The organism is Frateuria sp. Soil773 (assembly GCF_001428405.1).
Classification (GTDB): Bacteria; Pseudomonadota; Gammaproteobacteria; order Xanthomonadales; family Rhodanobacteraceae; genus LMSL01.
The window spans coordinates 28,036-43,067 of record NZ_LMSL01000018.1; the positions used below are offsets into that span (position 1 = coordinate 28,036).

16 protein-coding genes are annotated in these 15,032 nt (G+C 71.6%); 4 read left to right on the plus strand and 12 right to left on the minus strand.

Annotated elements, in window-relative coordinates:
- Positions 1 to 41 precede the first annotated feature (41 nt).
- Genes ASG87_RS08075 through ASG87_RS08085 form a run of 3 tightly spaced genes read left to right on the plus strand, consistent with a single transcriptional unit; the run spans position 42 to position 2,808 of the window.
- Positions 42 to 1,247: a beta-ketoacyl-[acyl-carrier-protein] synthase family protein gene (locus ASG87_RS08075; RefSeq protein ID WP_235499594.1), complete on the plus strand. Its 1,206-nt coding sequence runs from the start codon at positions 42 to 44 to the stop codon at positions 1,245 to 1,247.
- Complete coding sequence (locus ASG87_RS08080) at positions 1,244 to 2,041, plus strand: beta-ketoacyl synthase chain length factor (RefSeq protein WP_056003523.1); 798 nt, start codon at positions 1,244 to 1,246, stop codon at positions 2,039 to 2,041. The genes ASG87_RS08075 and ASG87_RS08080 overlap by 4 nt, the downstream gene beginning before the upstream one ends.
- Positions 2,038 to 2,808, plus strand: a complete 771-nt coding sequence (locus ASG87_RS08085) for a glycosyltransferase family 2 protein (RefSeq protein WP_056003526.1) — start codon at positions 2,038 to 2,040, stop codon at positions 2,806 to 2,808. The genes ASG87_RS08080 and ASG87_RS08085 overlap by 4 nt, the downstream gene beginning before the upstream one ends.
- Positions 2,809 to 2,820: 12 nt before the next feature.
- On the opposite strand, the gene fabG is transcribed toward ASG87_RS08085, so the two are convergent.
- The 8 genes from fabG to ASG87_RS08125 all read right to left on the minus strand — a co-directional run bounded on the left by fabG (position 2,821) and on the right by ASG87_RS08125 (position 9,280).
- On the minus strand, positions 2,821 to 3,552 hold the full coding sequence (gene fabG / locus ASG87_RS08090; RefSeq protein ID WP_056003530.1) for a 3-oxoacyl-ACP reductase FabG: 732 nt from the start codon (positions 3,550 to 3,552) through the stop codon (positions 2,821 to 2,823).
- A gap of 70 nt (positions 3,553 to 3,622) precedes the next feature.
- Positions 3,623 to 4,063: a hypothetical protein gene (locus ASG87_RS08095; protein ID WP_056003533.1), complete on the minus strand. Its 441-nt coding sequence runs from the start codon at positions 4,061 to 4,063 to the stop codon at positions 3,623 to 3,625.
- Entirely contained in the window at positions 4,056 to 6,380 is a 2,325-nt protein-coding gene (locus ASG87_RS08100) for an MMPL family transporter (protein WP_200949032.1), read from the minus strand. Before ASG87_RS08100 ends, ASG87_RS08095 begins: the two co-directional genes overlap by 8 nt.
- Before the next feature lie 2 nt (positions 6,381 to 6,382).
- The gene (locus ASG87_RS08105) at positions 6,383 to 6,997 is read right to left on the minus strand and encodes a LolA-related protein (protein WP_235499595.1); all 615 of its coding nucleotides are present in this window, start codon (positions 6,995 to 6,997) and stop codon (positions 6,383 to 6,385) included.
- Positions 6,945 to 7,898 carry an acyltransferase gene (locus ASG87_RS08110; RefSeq protein ID WP_056003542.1) on the minus strand — a complete coding sequence of 318 codons (954 nt, stop codon included), beginning with the start codon at positions 7,896 to 7,898 and terminating at the stop codon, positions 6,945 to 6,947. Before ASG87_RS08110 ends, ASG87_RS08105 begins: the two co-directional genes overlap by 53 nt.
- Positions 7,895 to 8,215, minus strand: coding sequence for a hypothetical protein (locus tag ASG87_RS08115; RefSeq protein WP_056003544.1), 321 nt, complete (start codon positions 8,213 to 8,215; stop codon positions 7,895 to 7,897). The genes ASG87_RS08110 and ASG87_RS08115 overlap by 4 nt, the downstream gene beginning before the upstream one ends.
- Complete coding sequence (locus ASG87_RS08120) at positions 8,212 to 8,922, minus strand: xanthomonadin biosynthesis protein (RefSeq protein ID WP_235499596.1); 711 nt, start codon at positions 8,920 to 8,922, stop codon at positions 8,212 to 8,214. Before ASG87_RS08120 ends, ASG87_RS08115 begins: the two co-directional genes overlap by 4 nt.
- 88 nt (positions 8,923 to 9,010) lie before the next feature.
- The gene (locus tag ASG87_RS08125) at positions 9,011 to 9,280 is read right to left on the minus strand and encodes a phosphopantetheine-binding protein (protein ID WP_056003547.1); all 270 of its coding nucleotides are present in this window, start codon (positions 9,278 to 9,280) and stop codon (positions 9,011 to 9,013) included.
- A gap of 91 nt (positions 9,281 to 9,371) precedes the next feature.
- Here ASG87_RS08125 and ASG87_RS08130 point away from each other — a divergent pair, with 91 nt between their 5' ends.
- On the plus strand, positions 9,372 to 10,364 hold the full coding sequence (locus ASG87_RS08130) for a hypothetical protein (RefSeq protein WP_056003550.1): 993 nt from the start codon (positions 9,372 to 9,374) through the stop codon (positions 10,362 to 10,364).
- Positions 10,365 to 10,371: 7 nt separating this feature from the next.
- On the opposite strand, the gene glmU is transcribed toward ASG87_RS08130, so the two are convergent.
- The 4 genes from glmU to atpD all read right to left on the minus strand — a co-directional run bounded on the left by glmU (position 10,372) and on the right by atpD (position 14,982).
- Positions 10,372 to 11,739, minus strand: coding sequence for a bifunctional UDP-N-acetylglucosamine diphosphorylase/glucosamine-1-phosphate N-acetyltransferase GlmU (gene glmU / locus ASG87_RS08135; protein ID WP_056003553.1), 1,368 nt, complete (start codon positions 11,737 to 11,739; stop codon positions 10,372 to 10,374).
- A 551-nt stretch (positions 11,740 to 12,290) separates the two neighbouring features.
- Complete coding sequence (locus ASG87_RS08140) at positions 12,291 to 12,818, minus strand: hypothetical protein (protein ID WP_056003556.1); 528 nt, start codon at positions 12,816 to 12,818, stop codon at positions 12,291 to 12,293.
- 185 nt (positions 12,819 to 13,003) lie between these two features.
- A complete protein-coding gene (locus tag ASG87_RS08145; RefSeq protein ID WP_056003559.1) occupies positions 13,004 to 13,432 on the minus strand; it encodes a F0F1 ATP synthase subunit epsilon in 429 nt (142 codons plus the stop codon).
- Between the two features lie 116 nt (positions 13,433 to 13,548).
- Positions 13,549 to 14,982: a F0F1 ATP synthase subunit beta gene (gene atpD, locus ASG87_RS08150; RefSeq protein WP_056003562.1), complete on the minus strand. Its 1,434-nt coding sequence runs from the start codon at positions 14,980 to 14,982 to the stop codon at positions 13,549 to 13,551.
- Positions 14,983 to 15,032: the final 50 nt, after the last annotated feature.

The following is a 15,032-nucleotide window of genomic DNA, read 5'->3' on the forward strand; positions in this document are numbered from 1 at the left end:
CAGGCTAGGCAAGCTTCCGCGCCGCCGCTAGGCTCCCGCGGATGCCTGTTCCGATTCCTCCCCTCGCGGTATCCGCGTATACCGCCACCTCCGCCATGGGCCATGGCCTCGATGCGCACCTGGAAGCCTTGCACGAACGGCGCAGCGGCCTGCGCCCGAACGATTTCGGCAGCGCGCCGCTGCCGTGCTGGATCGGCCGCGTGGACGGCGTGGAAGCCGTCGCGCTGCCGGCCGACCTGGCCGGCTGGGACTGCCGCAACAACCGGCTGGCCTGGCTGGGCCTGAACCAGGACGGCTTCCTCGACCGCGTGCTCGCGGCGCGCGACCGCTACGGGGCATCGCGCGTCGCGCTGCTGCTGGGTACGTCCACCGCCAGCATCGGCGCCACCGAGGAGGCCTACCGGCGGCTCGACGCCGACGGCCGCTTCCCGCCCGACCTGCAGCGCCCGCCGGTCCATGCCCCGCACTCGCTGGCCGGCTTCGCCGCCGCGGCGCTGGGACTTGAAGGCCCATGCCTCACCGTGTCCACCGCCTGCTCGTCCAGCGCCAAGGTGTTCGCCAGCGCCGAGCGGCTGATCCGCCTGGGCCTGGCCGACGCCGCCGTGGTGGGCGGCGTCGACACGCTGTGCGACAGCGTGCTGTTCGGCTTCAACGCGCTGGAACTGGTCGCGCGCGAGCCGTGCCGGCCGTTCGACCGCACCCGCGGCGGCATCTCGATCGGCGAGGCCGCCGGCTTCGCCCTGCTCGAACGCGCCGAGGCCGCGCCGCACGCGCCGCGCCTGCTCGGCTACGGCGAGGCCAGCGACGCGCACCACATGTCCACCCCGCATCCGGACGGGCTCGGCGCCGAGCTGGCGCTGCGCGACGCGCTGGCCCGCGCCGGCCTGCAGCCGGCGCAGGTCGACTACGTCAACCTGCACGGCACCGCCAGCCTGAAGAACGACGAGGTCGAGGCGGCGCTGGTGGCGCGCGCCTTTCCGCCCGCGACGCGCGCCAGCGGCACCAAGGGCTATACCGGCCACACGCTGGGCGCGGCCGGCGCCGTCGAGGCGGCCATCGCGCTGCTGGCGATCGAGCACGGCCTGGTGCCGGGCAACCTCGGCGGCGACACGCCGGACCCGGCCTGCGGCCCGCAATTCGCGTGGGAGAACGAGCAGCGGCCGGTCGACGTGGCGCTGAGCAATTCGTTCGGCTTCGGCGGCAACAACGCCTGCCTGGTGTTCGCCCGCGCGGGAGCGCCGGCATGAGCGCGCTGCGCGTCCACGTGGCCGGCATCGGGCTCTGGTCGGCGCAACTGGCCGATTTCGCGGCGCTGCGCGAGTGGCTGGCCGGCCGGCCGGCCGCCGCGCCGGCCGCGAAGCCGCCGGCCGCCGCGCTGCCGCCGAACGAGCGCCGCCGCGCGCCGGAAAGCGTGCTGCTCGCCGCCGAGGTCGCCGGCCAGGCGGTCGCGATGAGCGGGCTGGCCGCCAGCGAGCTGGCCTGCGTATTCGCCTCCTCGCACGGCGACCAGGCGATCACCGACTATATGTGCGCGACGCTGGCGCAGGCGCCCGCCGAGCTGTCGCCGACCCGCTTCCACAATTCGGTGCACAACGCGCCGGCCGGCTACTGGACCATCGCCACCGGCTGCCACGCGCCCTCCACCGCGGTCTGCGCGCACCGCGCCAGCTTCGGCGCCGGCCTGCTGGAAGCCGCTGCACTGGTCGCGGCCGATCGGCGCCCGGTGCTGCTGGTGTGCAGCGATACGCCGGGCAGCGGCCCGCTGGGCAGGATCACCGGCTGCACCGACGCATTCGCCTGCGCTCTGGTGCTGACCGCGCAGCCCGACGCCGCGACGCTGGCCCGTCTCGACCTGGCGCTGCAGCCGGCCGGCGACGCGGCGGCGAGCTGGCCCGAGGCCCTGCCCGCGGCATGGCGACAGGGCAGCCCGTCGGCGCCGGCCCTGCCGCTGCTGGCCCTGCTGGCGCAGGCGTCGGGGCATTGCCGGCTGGACGTGGCGGATGGGCTGGCCATGGACGTGACGATGGAGAAGCCCGCTTGAACGCAGCCGTTCCGCGCTGGTGCGTGCTGATTCCCTGCCTCAACGAGGAGGCGGCGATCCGCCAGGTGGTCGAATCGGTGCTGGCGCTGGGCGCCCCGGTGATCGTGATCGACGACGGTTCGGACGACCGCACACCCGAGATCGTCGGCGCACTGCCGGTGACCCTGCTGCGCCACGCCACGCGGCGCGGCAAGGGCGAGGCGCTGCGCCACGGCTTCCGCGAGGCCCTGCGGCAAGGTTTCGAGGCGGTGCTGACGATGGACGGCGACGGCCAGCACCTGGCCAGCGACATCCCGCGCATCGTCGCTGCCGCGCGCCGCTATCCGGAGCACATCGTGATCGGCGCGCGCCTGCTCGACCGCGCGCAGCAGCCCAAGGGCCGCCGCCGCGCCAATGCGGTGGCCGACTGGGGCATCTCCTGGGCCTGCGCGCAGCCGATCGCGGACACCCAGAGCGGCCAGCGCTGGTATCCGCGCGCCGCGCTGGACCTGGTCGAGCTGCCGGCCGAGCACTTCGTGTTCGAGGCCGCGCTGCTGATAAGCGCCACCCGCGAAAAACACCTCGGCGTGGTCTCGGTGCCGATCGCCTCGCGCTACCACGGCGAATTCCGCCACAGCCACTTCAGCCCGGTGCGCGACGTCGTCCGCATTACCGCGTTCACCATCGGCCAGGTGGTGCGCCACGGCCACATCGTCCGCAGCTACCGGCGCTCGCGCGCCACGCCGCCGCTGATCGTCCGGGACGAGGCCGACCGGCCGGCCGGCTGACCGCGGCGGCGCTCAGCCCATGCCGCCGTTGACGCCGATCACCTGGCCGTTGACGTAGCCGGCCTGCTCCGAGCACAGGAAGGCGACCAGCGCGGCGACTTCCTCCGGCTTGCCCGCGCGCTGCGCCGGCACCATCTCGCGGATCCGCTCGGGCGGAAAATCCTCGCCGATCATGCGGCCCTCGATCACCCCGGGCGCCACCACGTTCGCGGTGATGCCGCGCGAGGCCATCTCGCGCGCCAGCGACTTCACCGCGCCATGCAGGGCGGCCTTGGCGGCGGCATAGTTGACCTGGCCGCGATTGCCCAGTTGCGCCGCCACCGAGCCGATCGCCACGATGCGGCCGAAGCGCGCGCGCGCCATCGGCAGCAGCAGGGGCTGGGTGACGTGGAAGAAGCCGTGCAGCGACACGTCGATCACCCGGTGCCACTGGGCCGCCGACATGCCTGCCATCGGCGCGTCGTCGTGGATGCCCGCATTATTCACCAGCACATGGATCGGGCCTTCCGCCAGCAGCGTTTCCAGGGCCGCGCGCGCGGCGTCGGCGTCGGTCAGGTCGAACGCCACCGCCTGCGCGCTGCCGCCGTCCGCGCGGATCGCCGCGGCTACGGCCTCGGCGCGCACCAGGCCGCTGTGCGCATGCACGATCACGTGGTGGTCGCGGCCGAGCGCGGCGCAGATCGCGCCGCCCAGGTCGCCGCTGCCGCCCGTGACCAGCGCCCGCCGGATCGCCTGTACGCTCATGCTTCCCTCATCCCGAGCCAAAGCCCGCAGTCTAGCCGAGCGGCCCGCGGCCCTGCTCCGCCGCACGGGTTCATGCGGCGCCCCGAGGATGGATCGCCATGGCGCGGCCTTCGGCCAGCAGGCGCCCGCGATGCTCCACGCGGAAGGCGTACTGCGCACCGCCATCGTCGGCATGCAGGCATTCGGCATGGACGTCCAGACGTCCGTCCAGGCGATCGACGTACTCGACATGCAGCGACACGTCGCGCAGGCTGACCAGCATGCCCGGCCGCGCCGTCTCGACGCCTTGCGCGCGCGCGCGCAGGGCGCCGTGCACCGCCATCGCCTGCGCGCCGTATTCGGCCAGGTGCACGGCGTGCAGGCCGCGCACGCCGCGCAGCGGATGATCGGCCCGCGCATGGCCCGTGCCGACCGCGTGGATCGTGCGCTCGTCCCACGCCGCCACCGCGTCCAGCAGGCACATCGCGCCGGCGTGGGGAATCAGGTGCGCCCAGTCGCCGCGCTCAAGCATCGCCCTGTCCCGCGTGCGGCGCCATCAGGATCGACAGGCAGAAGTGGAAGGCCACGCCCAGGCTCACGGTGAGCCCGATCGCGCGCAGCACCGGGATCGACGCCCACGCCAGCATGCCGAACACCAGCAGCGCGGACAGCACGCAGACGAGGGTCGCGTGCAGGGTGCGCCGCTGCTCGGCCGGATCGCCGGTGTCGCGCTCGAAGAACAGCGCGTAGTGCAGGCCCAGCCCCGCCGCCAGGATCAGCGCGACCAGGTGGAACAGCGAGACCTCGATGCCCATCGCGCGCTCCACCGCCAGCACCAGGAAGGTCGCCAGGGTCATCGGCGCCAGCACGTGCCAGGCGCGGCGCAGGCTGCGCAGGGCCACGCTGATCGTCAGCACCAGCAGCAGCGTGGCCACGCCCAGCGCCCGCAGGATGCGCGTGCGGTAGCTCGCCACCAGCGATTCGGCCGCGCCCTTCAGGTCGAGCAGGCGCACCGCGCCGCCGCTGCGCTCGGCCCAGGCCTGCAGCGCCGCCGCGTCGTGCAGGCCGCTGACCGTGCCCAGCCCCAGCCAGTGGCCGTCGCGCTGCACCAGCATCGCGGCGAGCCGCTGGCCCAGCGGGCTGCCGGCGAACGCCTGCGGCGTCAACGGCGCCAGCGTGCGCGCCACCGCCACATCGGCGATGAACGGCGCGAACAGGTCGTGCCGGAAGGGCAGTCCCTGCAGCGCCTGCGCCAGCGCCTGCTGCAGGGTCGCCTGGTCCGGCAGCTTCGTCTGCCGCGCGCGCTGAGTCGCGATGCTCGGCAGATAGCGCGAGGGCAATTCCAGCGCATCGGCGACGTGGCGTGCCACCAGCGCGTCGGCTTCCGGCTCGAGCCGTTCGGACATCGCGAGCACGCCGTCGGCACTGTCCGCCTGCAGGATCAGCAGGTAGCGGATGTCCGGCGCGCCCAGCGATGCGCGCAGGCGCGCGTCGCGCTGCAACAGATCCTTTGGCAGCGGCGTCAACGCCGCCAGGTCGTTCTGCCAGAACGGGCCGGGCGCCAGGGCCAGCATCAGGACCGCGGCCGCGGCGACCAGCAGCGGTATCCAGCGCGGCCGCGGCAGCCGGTCGACGAAGCGGCGCGCGGCGATCAGCCAGCGCGCATCGGCCACGTCGCGCACGCGCGCCGGCAGCAGCCGCGGCAGCAGGTAGCGCGTGCTGAAGCCGGCGGCGAGCAGGCCGACGATGGTGAACACCGCCAGCTGCTTCAGCCCGTTCACGCCGGACGCATAGAAGGCCAGATAGGCAATGCAGGCCGAGGCGATCGCGGTGAGCAGCAGCGGCCACAGCGCGCGCACGCTGCGCACCGCATCCTCGCCGGCGCGGCGATGGCTGAGCACGCGGATCGGATACTCCTGCGCCACGCCGAGCAGGGTGAAGCCGAAGGCCAGCGTGATCCCATGCACCTGCGGGTAGACCAGGGTCAGCGCAGCGATGCCGGCCAGCGCCCCGCTCGCCACCGGCAGCGCGGCCAGCAGCAACGAACTCAGGCTGCGATAGGCGAACAGCAGCAGGACGATGAAGCCGACCGTGGAGATGCGCCCGATCCAGTCCGCCTGCGCGCGCGTCTGCGCATTGGCCACCACGCTGAAATAGCCGGGACCGGAGAACGCCAGCGTCGCGCCGGCGCTTCCCGGCAAGGCATGGAAAGCCTGCTCGATGCCGTCGATCGCCTGTTGCTGCGCCTGCGGGTCGAAGCCCGGCGCCACGGTCTGCACCAGCAGCAGCGCCTCGTCCTGGCCGGAGAACCACACGCCTTCGCGCACTTGCGGCGATTTCGGCGGCGCCCAGCGCTCGGCCAGCTTCAGCACCTCCAGCGTGGGGTCGCGCGGCAGCAGGCCCTTGAGCAGGCTCGCCGCCGGCGAGGACAGGTCGTCCAGCCGCTGCTGCAACTGGTCGGCGAGGAAGTCCGCGTCCATCGACTCGTGGTCGAGCGTGGGCGACAGCAGGTAGCGGTACGGCAGCAGCCTGGGATCCAGCGCCGCGAGATCGAAGCTGCCGTTGAGCACCTGGGCGTAGCGCGGATCGCCTTTCAGCCTGGCCGCCAGCGCCTGGCTCAACGCCGCCAGCTCGCCGTCGCTCTTGCCGTGGATCGCCAGCAGCAGCAGGCGCGATCCCGGGCCTTCGCCGACCTGCTCCATCAGCAGGCGCTGGTCCGGCGTGGCCGGCGCGGGCATGAAGCTGCGCAGGTCGGTGCTCACCTGCAGGCGCTGCGCGATCAGCAGGCCCAGCCCGGCCAGCGCCAGCAGCCACCCGAGCAGCAGCGCGATCCGTGCGCGCAACGGCATGTTCAGCCGCCCCGGCACAGCGCGGCCAGCGCCTCGCGCGTCGGCGCGGGCGGCATCTTCGCCGCAAGCGGGCCGAGCAGGTCGATCGCCACGTCGCCGTCGGCCTCCTCCATCTGCATGCAGCGCGGCTCGTTGCCGTAGCCGTCGATGCGGATGCGCGCCACCGTCTTCGCCACCCGCGCGTCGCGCGGGGTCAGCGTCAGCGTCCATTGCGCGGCGGCATCGCCGCCGTGCTCGAGCGTGAAGGCCTGCCGCAGCCGCACGGCATCGGCGCCGAACAGCGCGACGAAGCTGTCGACCAGCACCTGCAGTTGCGGCGCTCGCTTCAGCGAGAAGCTGCGCGGCTTTTTGCCGTCGCGCTGCTGGGTCACTTCGCCGTCGGCGATCGTGGCGGTTTCCCGGCGCGGCTTGTCGACGCGGCGCTCCAGCTTGTCGCCGCCCAGCCAGGCCATCTCGCCGGAGACCACCAGCGGCTGCTCCAGCACCGCCATGAAGCGCGCCTCGGCGAATGCGGTGCGCGCCGGCGCCGGCCGGGCCAGCGCGCGGACCAGGGCCGCGCCGTCGTCAGGCGCCGAGGCGCTCGCCTGCCACGGCAGCGTCAGGCCGAGCAGGAGCATGCAGATCTTGCTGCCAGAAATCATAGAAGTTGAACCAGTTGTAGGGAGCGACGTGGACGTAATGCTCCAGCCGCTGGGCGTAACGGGCGATGAGCGCGTCCAGCGCCGGGCCGCGGCCGTGGCGCGGAATCTCCACCCGCTCGGCGAACGGCTCGAACACCAGCTTGTAGCGGCGCCCGCCCAGGTACAGGCCGAAGCACAGCACCACCGGCACCTGCAGCGTGTGCGCCAGCAGCCACGGGCCGACCGGGAACGGCGCCGGCTGGCCCAGGAAGTCGGCATGCCGCAGCGCCTCGCGGTCGCGCCCGCGGTCGGCCAGCAGCGCCACCAGGGCGCCCTGCGCACAGGCCTCGGCGATCGCCAGGGTCACCGAGGTGCCGTCCTTGGAGGCGTCGATCACGCAGGCGCCGACCTCGGGCGCCAGCGCCTCCAGCAACTCGGTCATCGCCGGCGTCTTCTGCTTGTCCAGCAGCACGCGCAGCGGCATGTCAGGGCGGCGCGCGCCGATCGCCCGCAGCGCCTCGAAGCTGCCCTGGTGCGAGCCGAACAGCAGCACGCCGCGGCCGCGCGCGTAGTGCGCGTCGAGCATGTCCAGCCCTTCGGTCTCGATCTCGAACGCGCGCTCGCCGCGGGCGAGCAGGTAGACCCGGTCCATGATCGTGGCGGCGAAGCAATGGATGTGCTTGAGCACCTGCCAGGCCGTCACCGGCCGCGGCAGCACGCGCTGCAGGTACTGCCGCGAGGCGGCACGCTCCGGCGCGCGGCGCAGGTAGAAGTACAGCGTGATCGGATACAGGCACAGCCGGCCGAAGGCGCGGCCGCCATACAGCGCGATCGTGCGGATGAGCCACAGCGCGATGCGCCCCCCGCCTTCCGGACGGCTCTGCCAGTGCCCGCTCATTCCGCCGCCGCCCCCTCGTCCGTGGCTCCCTCGATGACTCCGCGCGCCACCAGCACCTCGTCCCGGCGGATGTCGAAACGCACCCGGCCGGCCGCTTCGCTCAGGTGCAGCGCGGCGGTCTCGCCAGGCTTCAGCGGCGCCACGAACTTCGCCTCGCAGACGCGCGCCAGGCGCTGCCCGCGCCACGCGCGCAGCGCCAGCGCCACCTGCTCCAGCAACACCACGCCAGGCACCAGCGGCCTGCCGGGGAAATGCCCCGGCAGGCAGGGATGCCCGCCGTCGATGCAGAACCTGCCCCGGTAGTCCGCCGCCGTCATGGTTCCGCCCTGCCTCCGCGCACCAGCTGCGGCCAGCGTAGCGCCAGCCGCATGACGAGGTCATGCAGGCGCATGTGCTCGAGATGGCGCAGGTGCCAGCGGCGGAACAGGTACTCGGCGAGGAAGGCGGCCACGAGCAGGGCATAGCCGCCCAGGTGGACGTAGCCCATCGCCCAGCCGGCCGGCAGGGCCAGCGGCGGCGCACGCCCCAGCCTGGCGAACAGCCCGCCCGGCACCGCCAGCGCCTGCAGCACCCCGAGCAGCACGGCCTGCGCGGCCAGCAGCATGGTCCAGAACCAGGTCAACTGGCGCGCATAGCGCGCGATCCCGGGCTGCGCCAGGCGAGACTCGCCCTCGACCGCCTCGATGATGCGCGCGATCAGCGGCTGGCGGCCGGCGCGCAGGCTGCGGCCGAACAGCCAGGACAGCAGCGCGCTCACCAGCACCGGCACCGTGTCGAGCACCTGTGCCGCCAATCCGTGCGAGGCCAGCCATACCATGCCGCCGGCCAGGCCCACCCACAGCAACCAGGCCAATGCCTGCCGTGCGCGCAGGGCCGGCCACATCAGCACGGTCAGCAGCAGCATGAGCGCGGCCAGCGACCAGCCCTGGCGGTGGGTCCACGCGCCGGCCAGCGCCAGCAGCGGATAGGCGACCAGCAGCCAGGACGGCCCGCGCCGCAACGCGCCATGCTCGGGGGAACGCACGGCGGAAACCGGCGCGCGGCTCAACATGCGCCGCGGCATGGCGCGGTGGCGGAATGCGTCCCGTACATTGCGGCGGCCTGCCTGGCGATCAGCCCGCGCGATGCTGCTCGATGTGCTCGGACAGGCTGCGCAGGCTGGTGAAGATCGTGCGGTTGTCGGGATTGTCCGAGCGCAACTGGAAACCGTAGCGCTTGGACACGGCCAGCGCGATCTCCAGCGCATCGATGGAATCGAGCCCCAGCTCGCCGCCGAACAGCGGGGCATCCGGATCGATCTGTTCGGGCGCGACCGCTTCCAGGTTCAGGCTCGCCACGATCAAGGTGGCCAATTCGTGCTGTGCTGCGGTCTGCTCTGCCATGCTCGGTCCCATACTTCATTGTTGCCTCCCCCCGGGCGGCAGCGGCCGCGGAGTGTAACATAGCGACCTTGTCGCTCCCGGTTGGCAATACATGATTCAGGGTTGTGAAAACGTACGGATGGACCCCCTGCTGCGCCGTGCGCCGCGGGTGGCGTACCGCAACGGCGGCGTCGACGAGGCGCTGCGCGAAGAAGGCACCCTGGCCGTGCTCGGCTTCGGCAGGGGCGCCGCGACGGCTAACGATCCGCGCTGCTTCGAAGTGGCGCTGGAATGCTTCGACGCACCCGCGCCGCTGGAGGTCTGGCAGGTCGATGCGCCGGTCGTCCACGGCGCGGAAGGCGCCTTGCGCTGGTCCGCCGGCGGCGGCTGGCTGTTCGTGTCGATCGAGCTGGACGAACGCGAGTGCGGCGGCCCCCGCGACACCGCGTTGCGCGCCTACGAAACGCTGCGCCGCTTCGTGGGCCAGCGCGACGAGCGGCACGTGCTGCGCGTGTGGAACTACCTCGGCGCGATCAACCAGGGCGACGGCGACGCCGAACGCTACAAGCTGTTCTGCGACGGCCGCGCCAGCGGCATGGGCGACTTCTTCGCCGAAGGCTTCCCGGCCGCCACCGCGATCGGCCACCACGCCGACGCCCCGTGCCTGCAGGTCTACCTGCTGGCCTGCGACCAGGCCGGCGCGCGGGTGGAAAACCCCCGCCAGGTCAGCGCGTGGCGCTACCCGCGCCAGTACGGCCGCACGCCGCCGAGCTTCGCCCGCGCGATGACCCTGCCGGCGCAGGATGCGCTGGCGATCTCCGGCACCGCCGCGGTGGTCGGCCATGCCTCGGCGCACGCGGACGACTTGCAGGCGCAGTTGCAGGAAACCTTCGCCAACCTGGAAACCCTGCTCGCCAGCGCCGGCATGGCCGCCGGCTTCGACACCCACTCGCCGCTGAAGGCTTACGTGCGCCACCCGGCCGACGTGCCGCAGGTGCGCGACTTCGTGCGGCAGCACCTGCCCGGCGTGCCCGTGCTGCTGCTGCACGGCGACATCTGCCGCAGCGAGCTGCTGGTGGAGCTCGACGGCTGGCGCTACGCGTAGGGCGCGCTCACTTCTTGGCGGGACGCTTCCAGCCCGGCAGCGTCTGCTGGCGGCCACGGGCGATGGTCAGCTCGCCGTCCGGCGCGTCCTTGGTGATCACCGAGCCGGCGCCGATGGTGGCCTGCGCGCCGATCGTGACGGGTGCCACCAGCGCACTGTTCGAGCCGATGAAGGCGCCGTCCCCGATGCGGGTGACCGACTTGTTCACGCCGTCGTAGTTGCAGGTGATCGTGCCGGCGCCGACGTTGACGCCGCGGCCGACCACCGTATCGCCCAGGTAGGTGAGATGGTTGGCCTTGCTGCCCTCGCCCACGCGGGTCTTCTTGGTCTCGACGAAGTTGCCGATGTGCGCGCCCGCCTCCAGCTCGGTGCCGGGCCGCAGCCGCGCGAACGGGCCGATCGTGCACGGGCCGTGCGTGACCACGCCTTCCAGGTCGCAATGCGGCTGCACCACGGTGCCGGCGGCCAGCCGCACGTCCTTCAGCCGGGTGAAGGCGCCGACGCGTACGTCGTCGCCCAGCGCCACCGCGCCCTCGAGGATCACGTCGATGTCCAGCTCGACGTCGCGGCCGGCCTCGACCTCGCCGCGCACGTCGATGCGCACGGGGTCGCAGACGCGCACGCCGGCGTGCAGCAGTTCGTGCGCCCGGCGCCGGCGGTACTGCGCTTCCAGCTCGGTCAGTTGCAGCGGGTTGTTGGCGCCCGCCGCCTCCATCGGGTCGGCGCATTCGACGCAGCCAGCCGCGCGGTTCTCGCCGGCCGCCATCGCGAAGACGTCGGTGAGGTAGTACTCGCCCTGCGCGTTGTTGCGGTCGAGCTTGCCGATCCAGCGCCGCAGCGCCGCCGCCTCGGCGACCAGGATGCCGGTATTGATCAGGTTGACCGCGCGCTGGCTGTCGTCCGCGTCCTTTTCCTCCACCACCGCGCGCACCGCGCCGTTGCCGTCGCGCAGCACGCGGCCGTAGCCCTGCGGGTTGTCCACGCGGGTGGTCAGCAGGCCCAGGCTGCCCTCGCTCGCCACCAGTTCGTGCAGGGTCTCGGCGCGGGTCAGCGGCACGTCGCCGTACAGCACCAGCACCCGCGCCTCGTCGGGCACGTTGCGCAGCGCGGCCCCCACCGCGTGCCCGGTGCCGAGCCGCTCGGCCTGCAGCACCCAGCTCAGGTCCGGCTGGCCGGCGAAGGCGGCCTGCACCTGCTCGCCGCAATGGCCGTAAACGACGTGGATCGCCTGCGGCCGCAGCGCGCGCGCGGCGGCCAGCACGTGCGCCAGCAGCGGCCGGCCGGCCAGCGGCATCAGCACCTTGGCGCGGCTGGACTTCATCCGCTTGCCCTCGCCTGCGGCGAGGACGACGACGTGCAACGGGAGGCTGGGCATGGGCCTTATCCTGGCTTGGCAGCCGTTGAGGATAACAGCCGGGCATGTTCCGCGGCTGACCCGGGCCAAGCCCCTGCCTCAGAGCCTGCTCAAGGTCTCCCTGTCGGACAGGAATCCCTCATTGCTCCCCCGCTCGTTCCGAAACCTAAAAGGCACTGGATCCCAGCTTGACCGGCCCTGCGGCCGTTGAAAGCCACTGGGATGACGCTTCGTAGGAAGATACTCGGGAAACTGGAATCTCTCACGCTCCCCGCTCGTCATTCCTGCGAAAGCAGGAATCCAGCGACTTTCTACCTTCCTCAAACCTTGAGGCACTGGATCCCAGCCTGCACTGGGATGACGCTTCATTGGGGATACCTGGGAGACCCCGCTCGTCATTCCTGCGGCCTTCAACGGCCGCAGGGCCGGTCAAGCAGGAGGCGCTTTTCAGATAGCCGAAGGGCTGGTCATCCAGCGACTTTCCACTTACCCCAAACCTAGAGAGGTGCTGAATCCCAGCCTTCGCTCGGATGACGCTTCATTGGGGTACCGGGGAGACCTTGAACAGGCTCTCAGGGCGTAGCGGCAGCGTTCGACGACACCACCGCCTGGCCGTCGCGGCATTCGAAGCGGAACACGTAGTCGTAGCTGAAAGGCTGCGCGCCGCCGTCGACCCGGTGGCTGTTGCCATCCGCGTCGGCGGCCCAGCGGTCGATCACCAGCGGCGTGAAGCGCCAGCTCAGCACGGCCTGGCGCACCGCGTCGGCAAAGCGCTGCCGATTCTCGTCGCTCCCCGCGTCGATGCGCACCTCGCCGACGCGGCCGGCGGTATCGACGACCAGCTTGGCCTGCAGTTCCACCGGCGGCAGCCGCAACGGCAGCAACTCCGGCGGGTAGACCGGCGCCGGATTCGCCTCCAGCGTGGCGCCGCGCGCGACCTGGCCCAGGGCGAGCTGGTAGTGCCGGGCTCCGGGCGGCTCGACCATGCGGTAGGAAGCGTCGCCCTGCGGCGGTGGCACTGGCGGCGCGCCGGTGCTGGCACACCCTGCCAGCACGGCGCTCGACGCCATGGCGAGCCATGCGAGCGGATTCCGGGCCATCGGCGTGTTCCTCGCGACATGTCGAAGGCCATAGATTACACGCGTAATCTTTTGATCGCCAGCCCGCCGTGCAAGGCATCGTCTCCACGGCGACGGGCGAGTGGGCTATCGCCGGAAAGCAGAACGCCGGCACGAGGCCGGCGTTCGCGTTTCCCGCAGGTCCGCGGCGGAGCCGCGGCGCTGGGTCAATGCTTGAGGGTCCTGCGCAGGCGCTCCAGCGCCTGCAACTGGGTCAGGGCTTCGGCCAGCTTGGCCTGGGCCTCGGCGATCTCGACCGCATCGGTGCGGTTGGCCAGGGCGGCCTCCGCCTCCTGCTTGGCCGCCAGCGCGGCCGCCTCGTCGATGTCCTCGGAGCGGATCGCGGTATCGGCCAGCACCGTGACGACCTGCGGCTGCACCTCGAGGATGCCGCCGCCGGTGATCGAGATGTCGATCTTCTGGCCGCCGGCCTCGGTCACGACGACCTTGCCCGGCTTCAGGCGCGTGATCAGCGGCGCGTGGCGCGGCGTGATGCCCAGCTCGCCGATCTCGCCGGTGGCGACGACCATCGTCGCCTCGCCCGAGTAGATCTCGGCCTCGGCGCTGACGACTTCGACGCGGATGGTGTGGGTCATTGCTTGTCTCGCTTTGCTCGACGAAATTCGGGATTCGGGATTCGGGATTCGTCGAGCGGGACCGGCTTCGCTTTCACGAACCCCGAGTCCCTAATTCCCGAATCCCGAAAGCCGCCTCAGGCGGCTTTCTTGGCACCCATCTCCTCGGCCTTCTTGATCGCCTCGTCGATGCCGCCGACCATGTAGAACGCCTGCTCGGGGATGTGGTCCACCTCGCCGTCCACGATCATCTTGAAGCCGCGGATGGTTTCCTTCAGCGTGACGTACTTGCCCGGCGCGCCGGTGAACACCTCGGCCACGTGGAACGGCTGCGAGAAGAAGCGCTCGCACTTGCGCGCGCGGTACACCACCTGCTTGTCTTCCTCGGACAGCTCGTCCATGCCGAGGATGGCGATGATGTCCTTCAGCTCCTTGTAGCGCTGCAGCGTGCCCTGCACGCGGCGGGCCACGTCGTAGTGCTCCTGGCCGACCACCTGCGGGTCGAGCTGGCGGCTGGTGGAGTCCAGCGGGTCCACCGCCGGGTAGATGCCCAGCGAGGCGATCTGGCGGCTCAGCGTTACCGTGGAGTCCAGATGCGCGAAGGTGGTGGCCGGCGACGGGTCGGTCAGGTCGTCCGCGGGCACGTACACGGCCTGGATCGAGGTGATCGAGCCGGTCTTGGTAGAGGTGATGCGCTCCTGCAGCACGCCCATTTCGTCGGCCAGGGTCGGCTGGTAGCCCACCGCCGACGGCATGCGGCCGAGCAGCGCGGACACCTCGGTGCCGGCCAGGGTGTAGCGGTAGATGTTGTCCACGAAGAACAGCACGTCCTTGCCCTTGCCGTGCTCGTCCTTCTGGTCGCGGAAGTACTCGGCCATGGTCAGGCCGGTGAGCGCCACGCGCAGGCGGTTGCCCGGCGGCTCGTTCATCTGGCCGTACACCATCGCCACCTTGGACTCCGGCAGGTTGTCGACCTTGACGACGCCCGCGTCCTGCATCTCGTGGTAGAAGTCGTTGCCCTCGCGGGTACGCTCGCCCACGCCGGCGAACACCGAGAGGCCCGAGTGCTGGGTGGCGATGTTGTTGATCAGCTCCAGCATGTTCACCGTCTTGCCCACGCCGGCGCCGCCGAACAGGCCGACCTTGCCGCCCTTGGCGAACGGGCAGACCAGGTCGATCACCTTGATGCCGGTTTCCAGCAGCTCGTTGGCCAGCGCCTGCTCGTCGTAGCTCGGCGCCTCGCGGTGGATCACCCACTGCTCTTCGGCGTTGATCGGGCCGACCTCGTCGATCGGGTTGCCCAGCACGTCCATGATGCGGCCGAGGGTGGCGTTGCCGACCGGCACCTTGATGCCCTCGCCGGTGTTGCGCGCGACCAGGCCGCGGCGCAGGCCTTCGGTGGAGCCCAGCGCGATCGTGCGCACCACGCCGTCGCCGAGCACCTGCTGCACTTCCAGCGTGATCTCGGTGCCGTCGATCTTCAGCGCGTCGTAAACCTGCGGCACCTGGTCGCGCGCGAACTCCACGTCGATGACCGCGCCGATGATCTGTACAACTTTGCCCTGGCTCATTGGGATAGCTCCACCTGATAACTTGAATGTGTCGTAATGGGAATCGGGAA

Bases quoted from the DNA above. Each gene is read 5' to 3' on its own strand.
- ASG87_RS08075 (WP_235499594.1), top strand. From the start codon at position 42: ATGCCTGTTCCGATTCCTCCCCTCGCGGTATCCGCGTATACCGCCACC.
- ASG87_RS08080 (WP_056003523.1), top strand. From the start codon at position 1,244: ATGAGCGCGCTGCGCGTCCACGTGGCCGGCATCGGGCTCTGGTCGGCG.
- fabG (WP_056003530.1), bottom strand. From the start codon at position 3,552: ATGAGCGTACAGGCGATCCGGCGGGCGCTGGTCACGGGCGGCAGCGGC.
- ASG87_RS08095 (WP_056003533.1), bottom strand. From the start codon at position 4,063: ATGCTTGAGCGCGGCGACTGGGCGCACCTGATTCCCCACGCCGGCGCG.
- ASG87_RS08100 (WP_200949032.1), bottom strand. From the start codon at position 6,380: ATGCCGTTGCGCGCACGGATCGCGCTGCTGCTCGGGTGGCTGCTGGCG.
- ASG87_RS08105 (WP_235499595.1), bottom strand. From the start codon at position 6,997: ATGCTCCTGCTCGGCCTGACGCTGCCGTGGCAGGCGAGCGCCTCGGCG.
- ASG87_RS08110 (WP_056003542.1), bottom strand. From the start codon at position 7,898: ATGAGCGGGCACTGGCAGAGCCGTCCGGAAGGCGGGGGGCGCATCGCG.
- ASG87_RS08115 (WP_056003544.1), bottom strand. From the start codon at position 8,215: ATGACGGCGGCGGACTACCGGGGCAGGTTCTGCATCGACGGCGGGCAT.
- ASG87_RS08125 (WP_056003547.1), bottom strand. From the start codon at position 9,280: ATGGCAGAGCAGACCGCAGCACAGCACGAATTGGCCACCTTGATCGTG.
- ASG87_RS08130 (WP_056003550.1), top strand. From the start codon at position 9,372: ATGATTCAGGGTTGTGAAAACGTACGGATGGACCCCCTGCTGCGCCGT.
- glmU (WP_056003553.1), bottom strand. From the start codon at position 11,739: ATGCCCAGCCTCCCGTTGCACGTCGTCGTCCTCGCCGCAGGCGAGGGC.
- ASG87_RS08140 (WP_056003556.1), bottom strand. From the start codon at position 12,818: ATGGCCCGGAATCCGCTCGCATGGCTCGCCATGGCGTCGAGCGCCGTG.
- ASG87_RS08145 (WP_056003559.1), bottom strand. From the start codon at position 13,432: ATGACCCACACCATCCGCGTCGAAGTCGTCAGCGCCGAGGCCGAGATC.
- atpD (WP_056003562.1), bottom strand. From the start codon at position 14,982: ATGAGCCAGGGCAAAGTTGTACAGATCATCGGCGCGGTCATCGACGTG.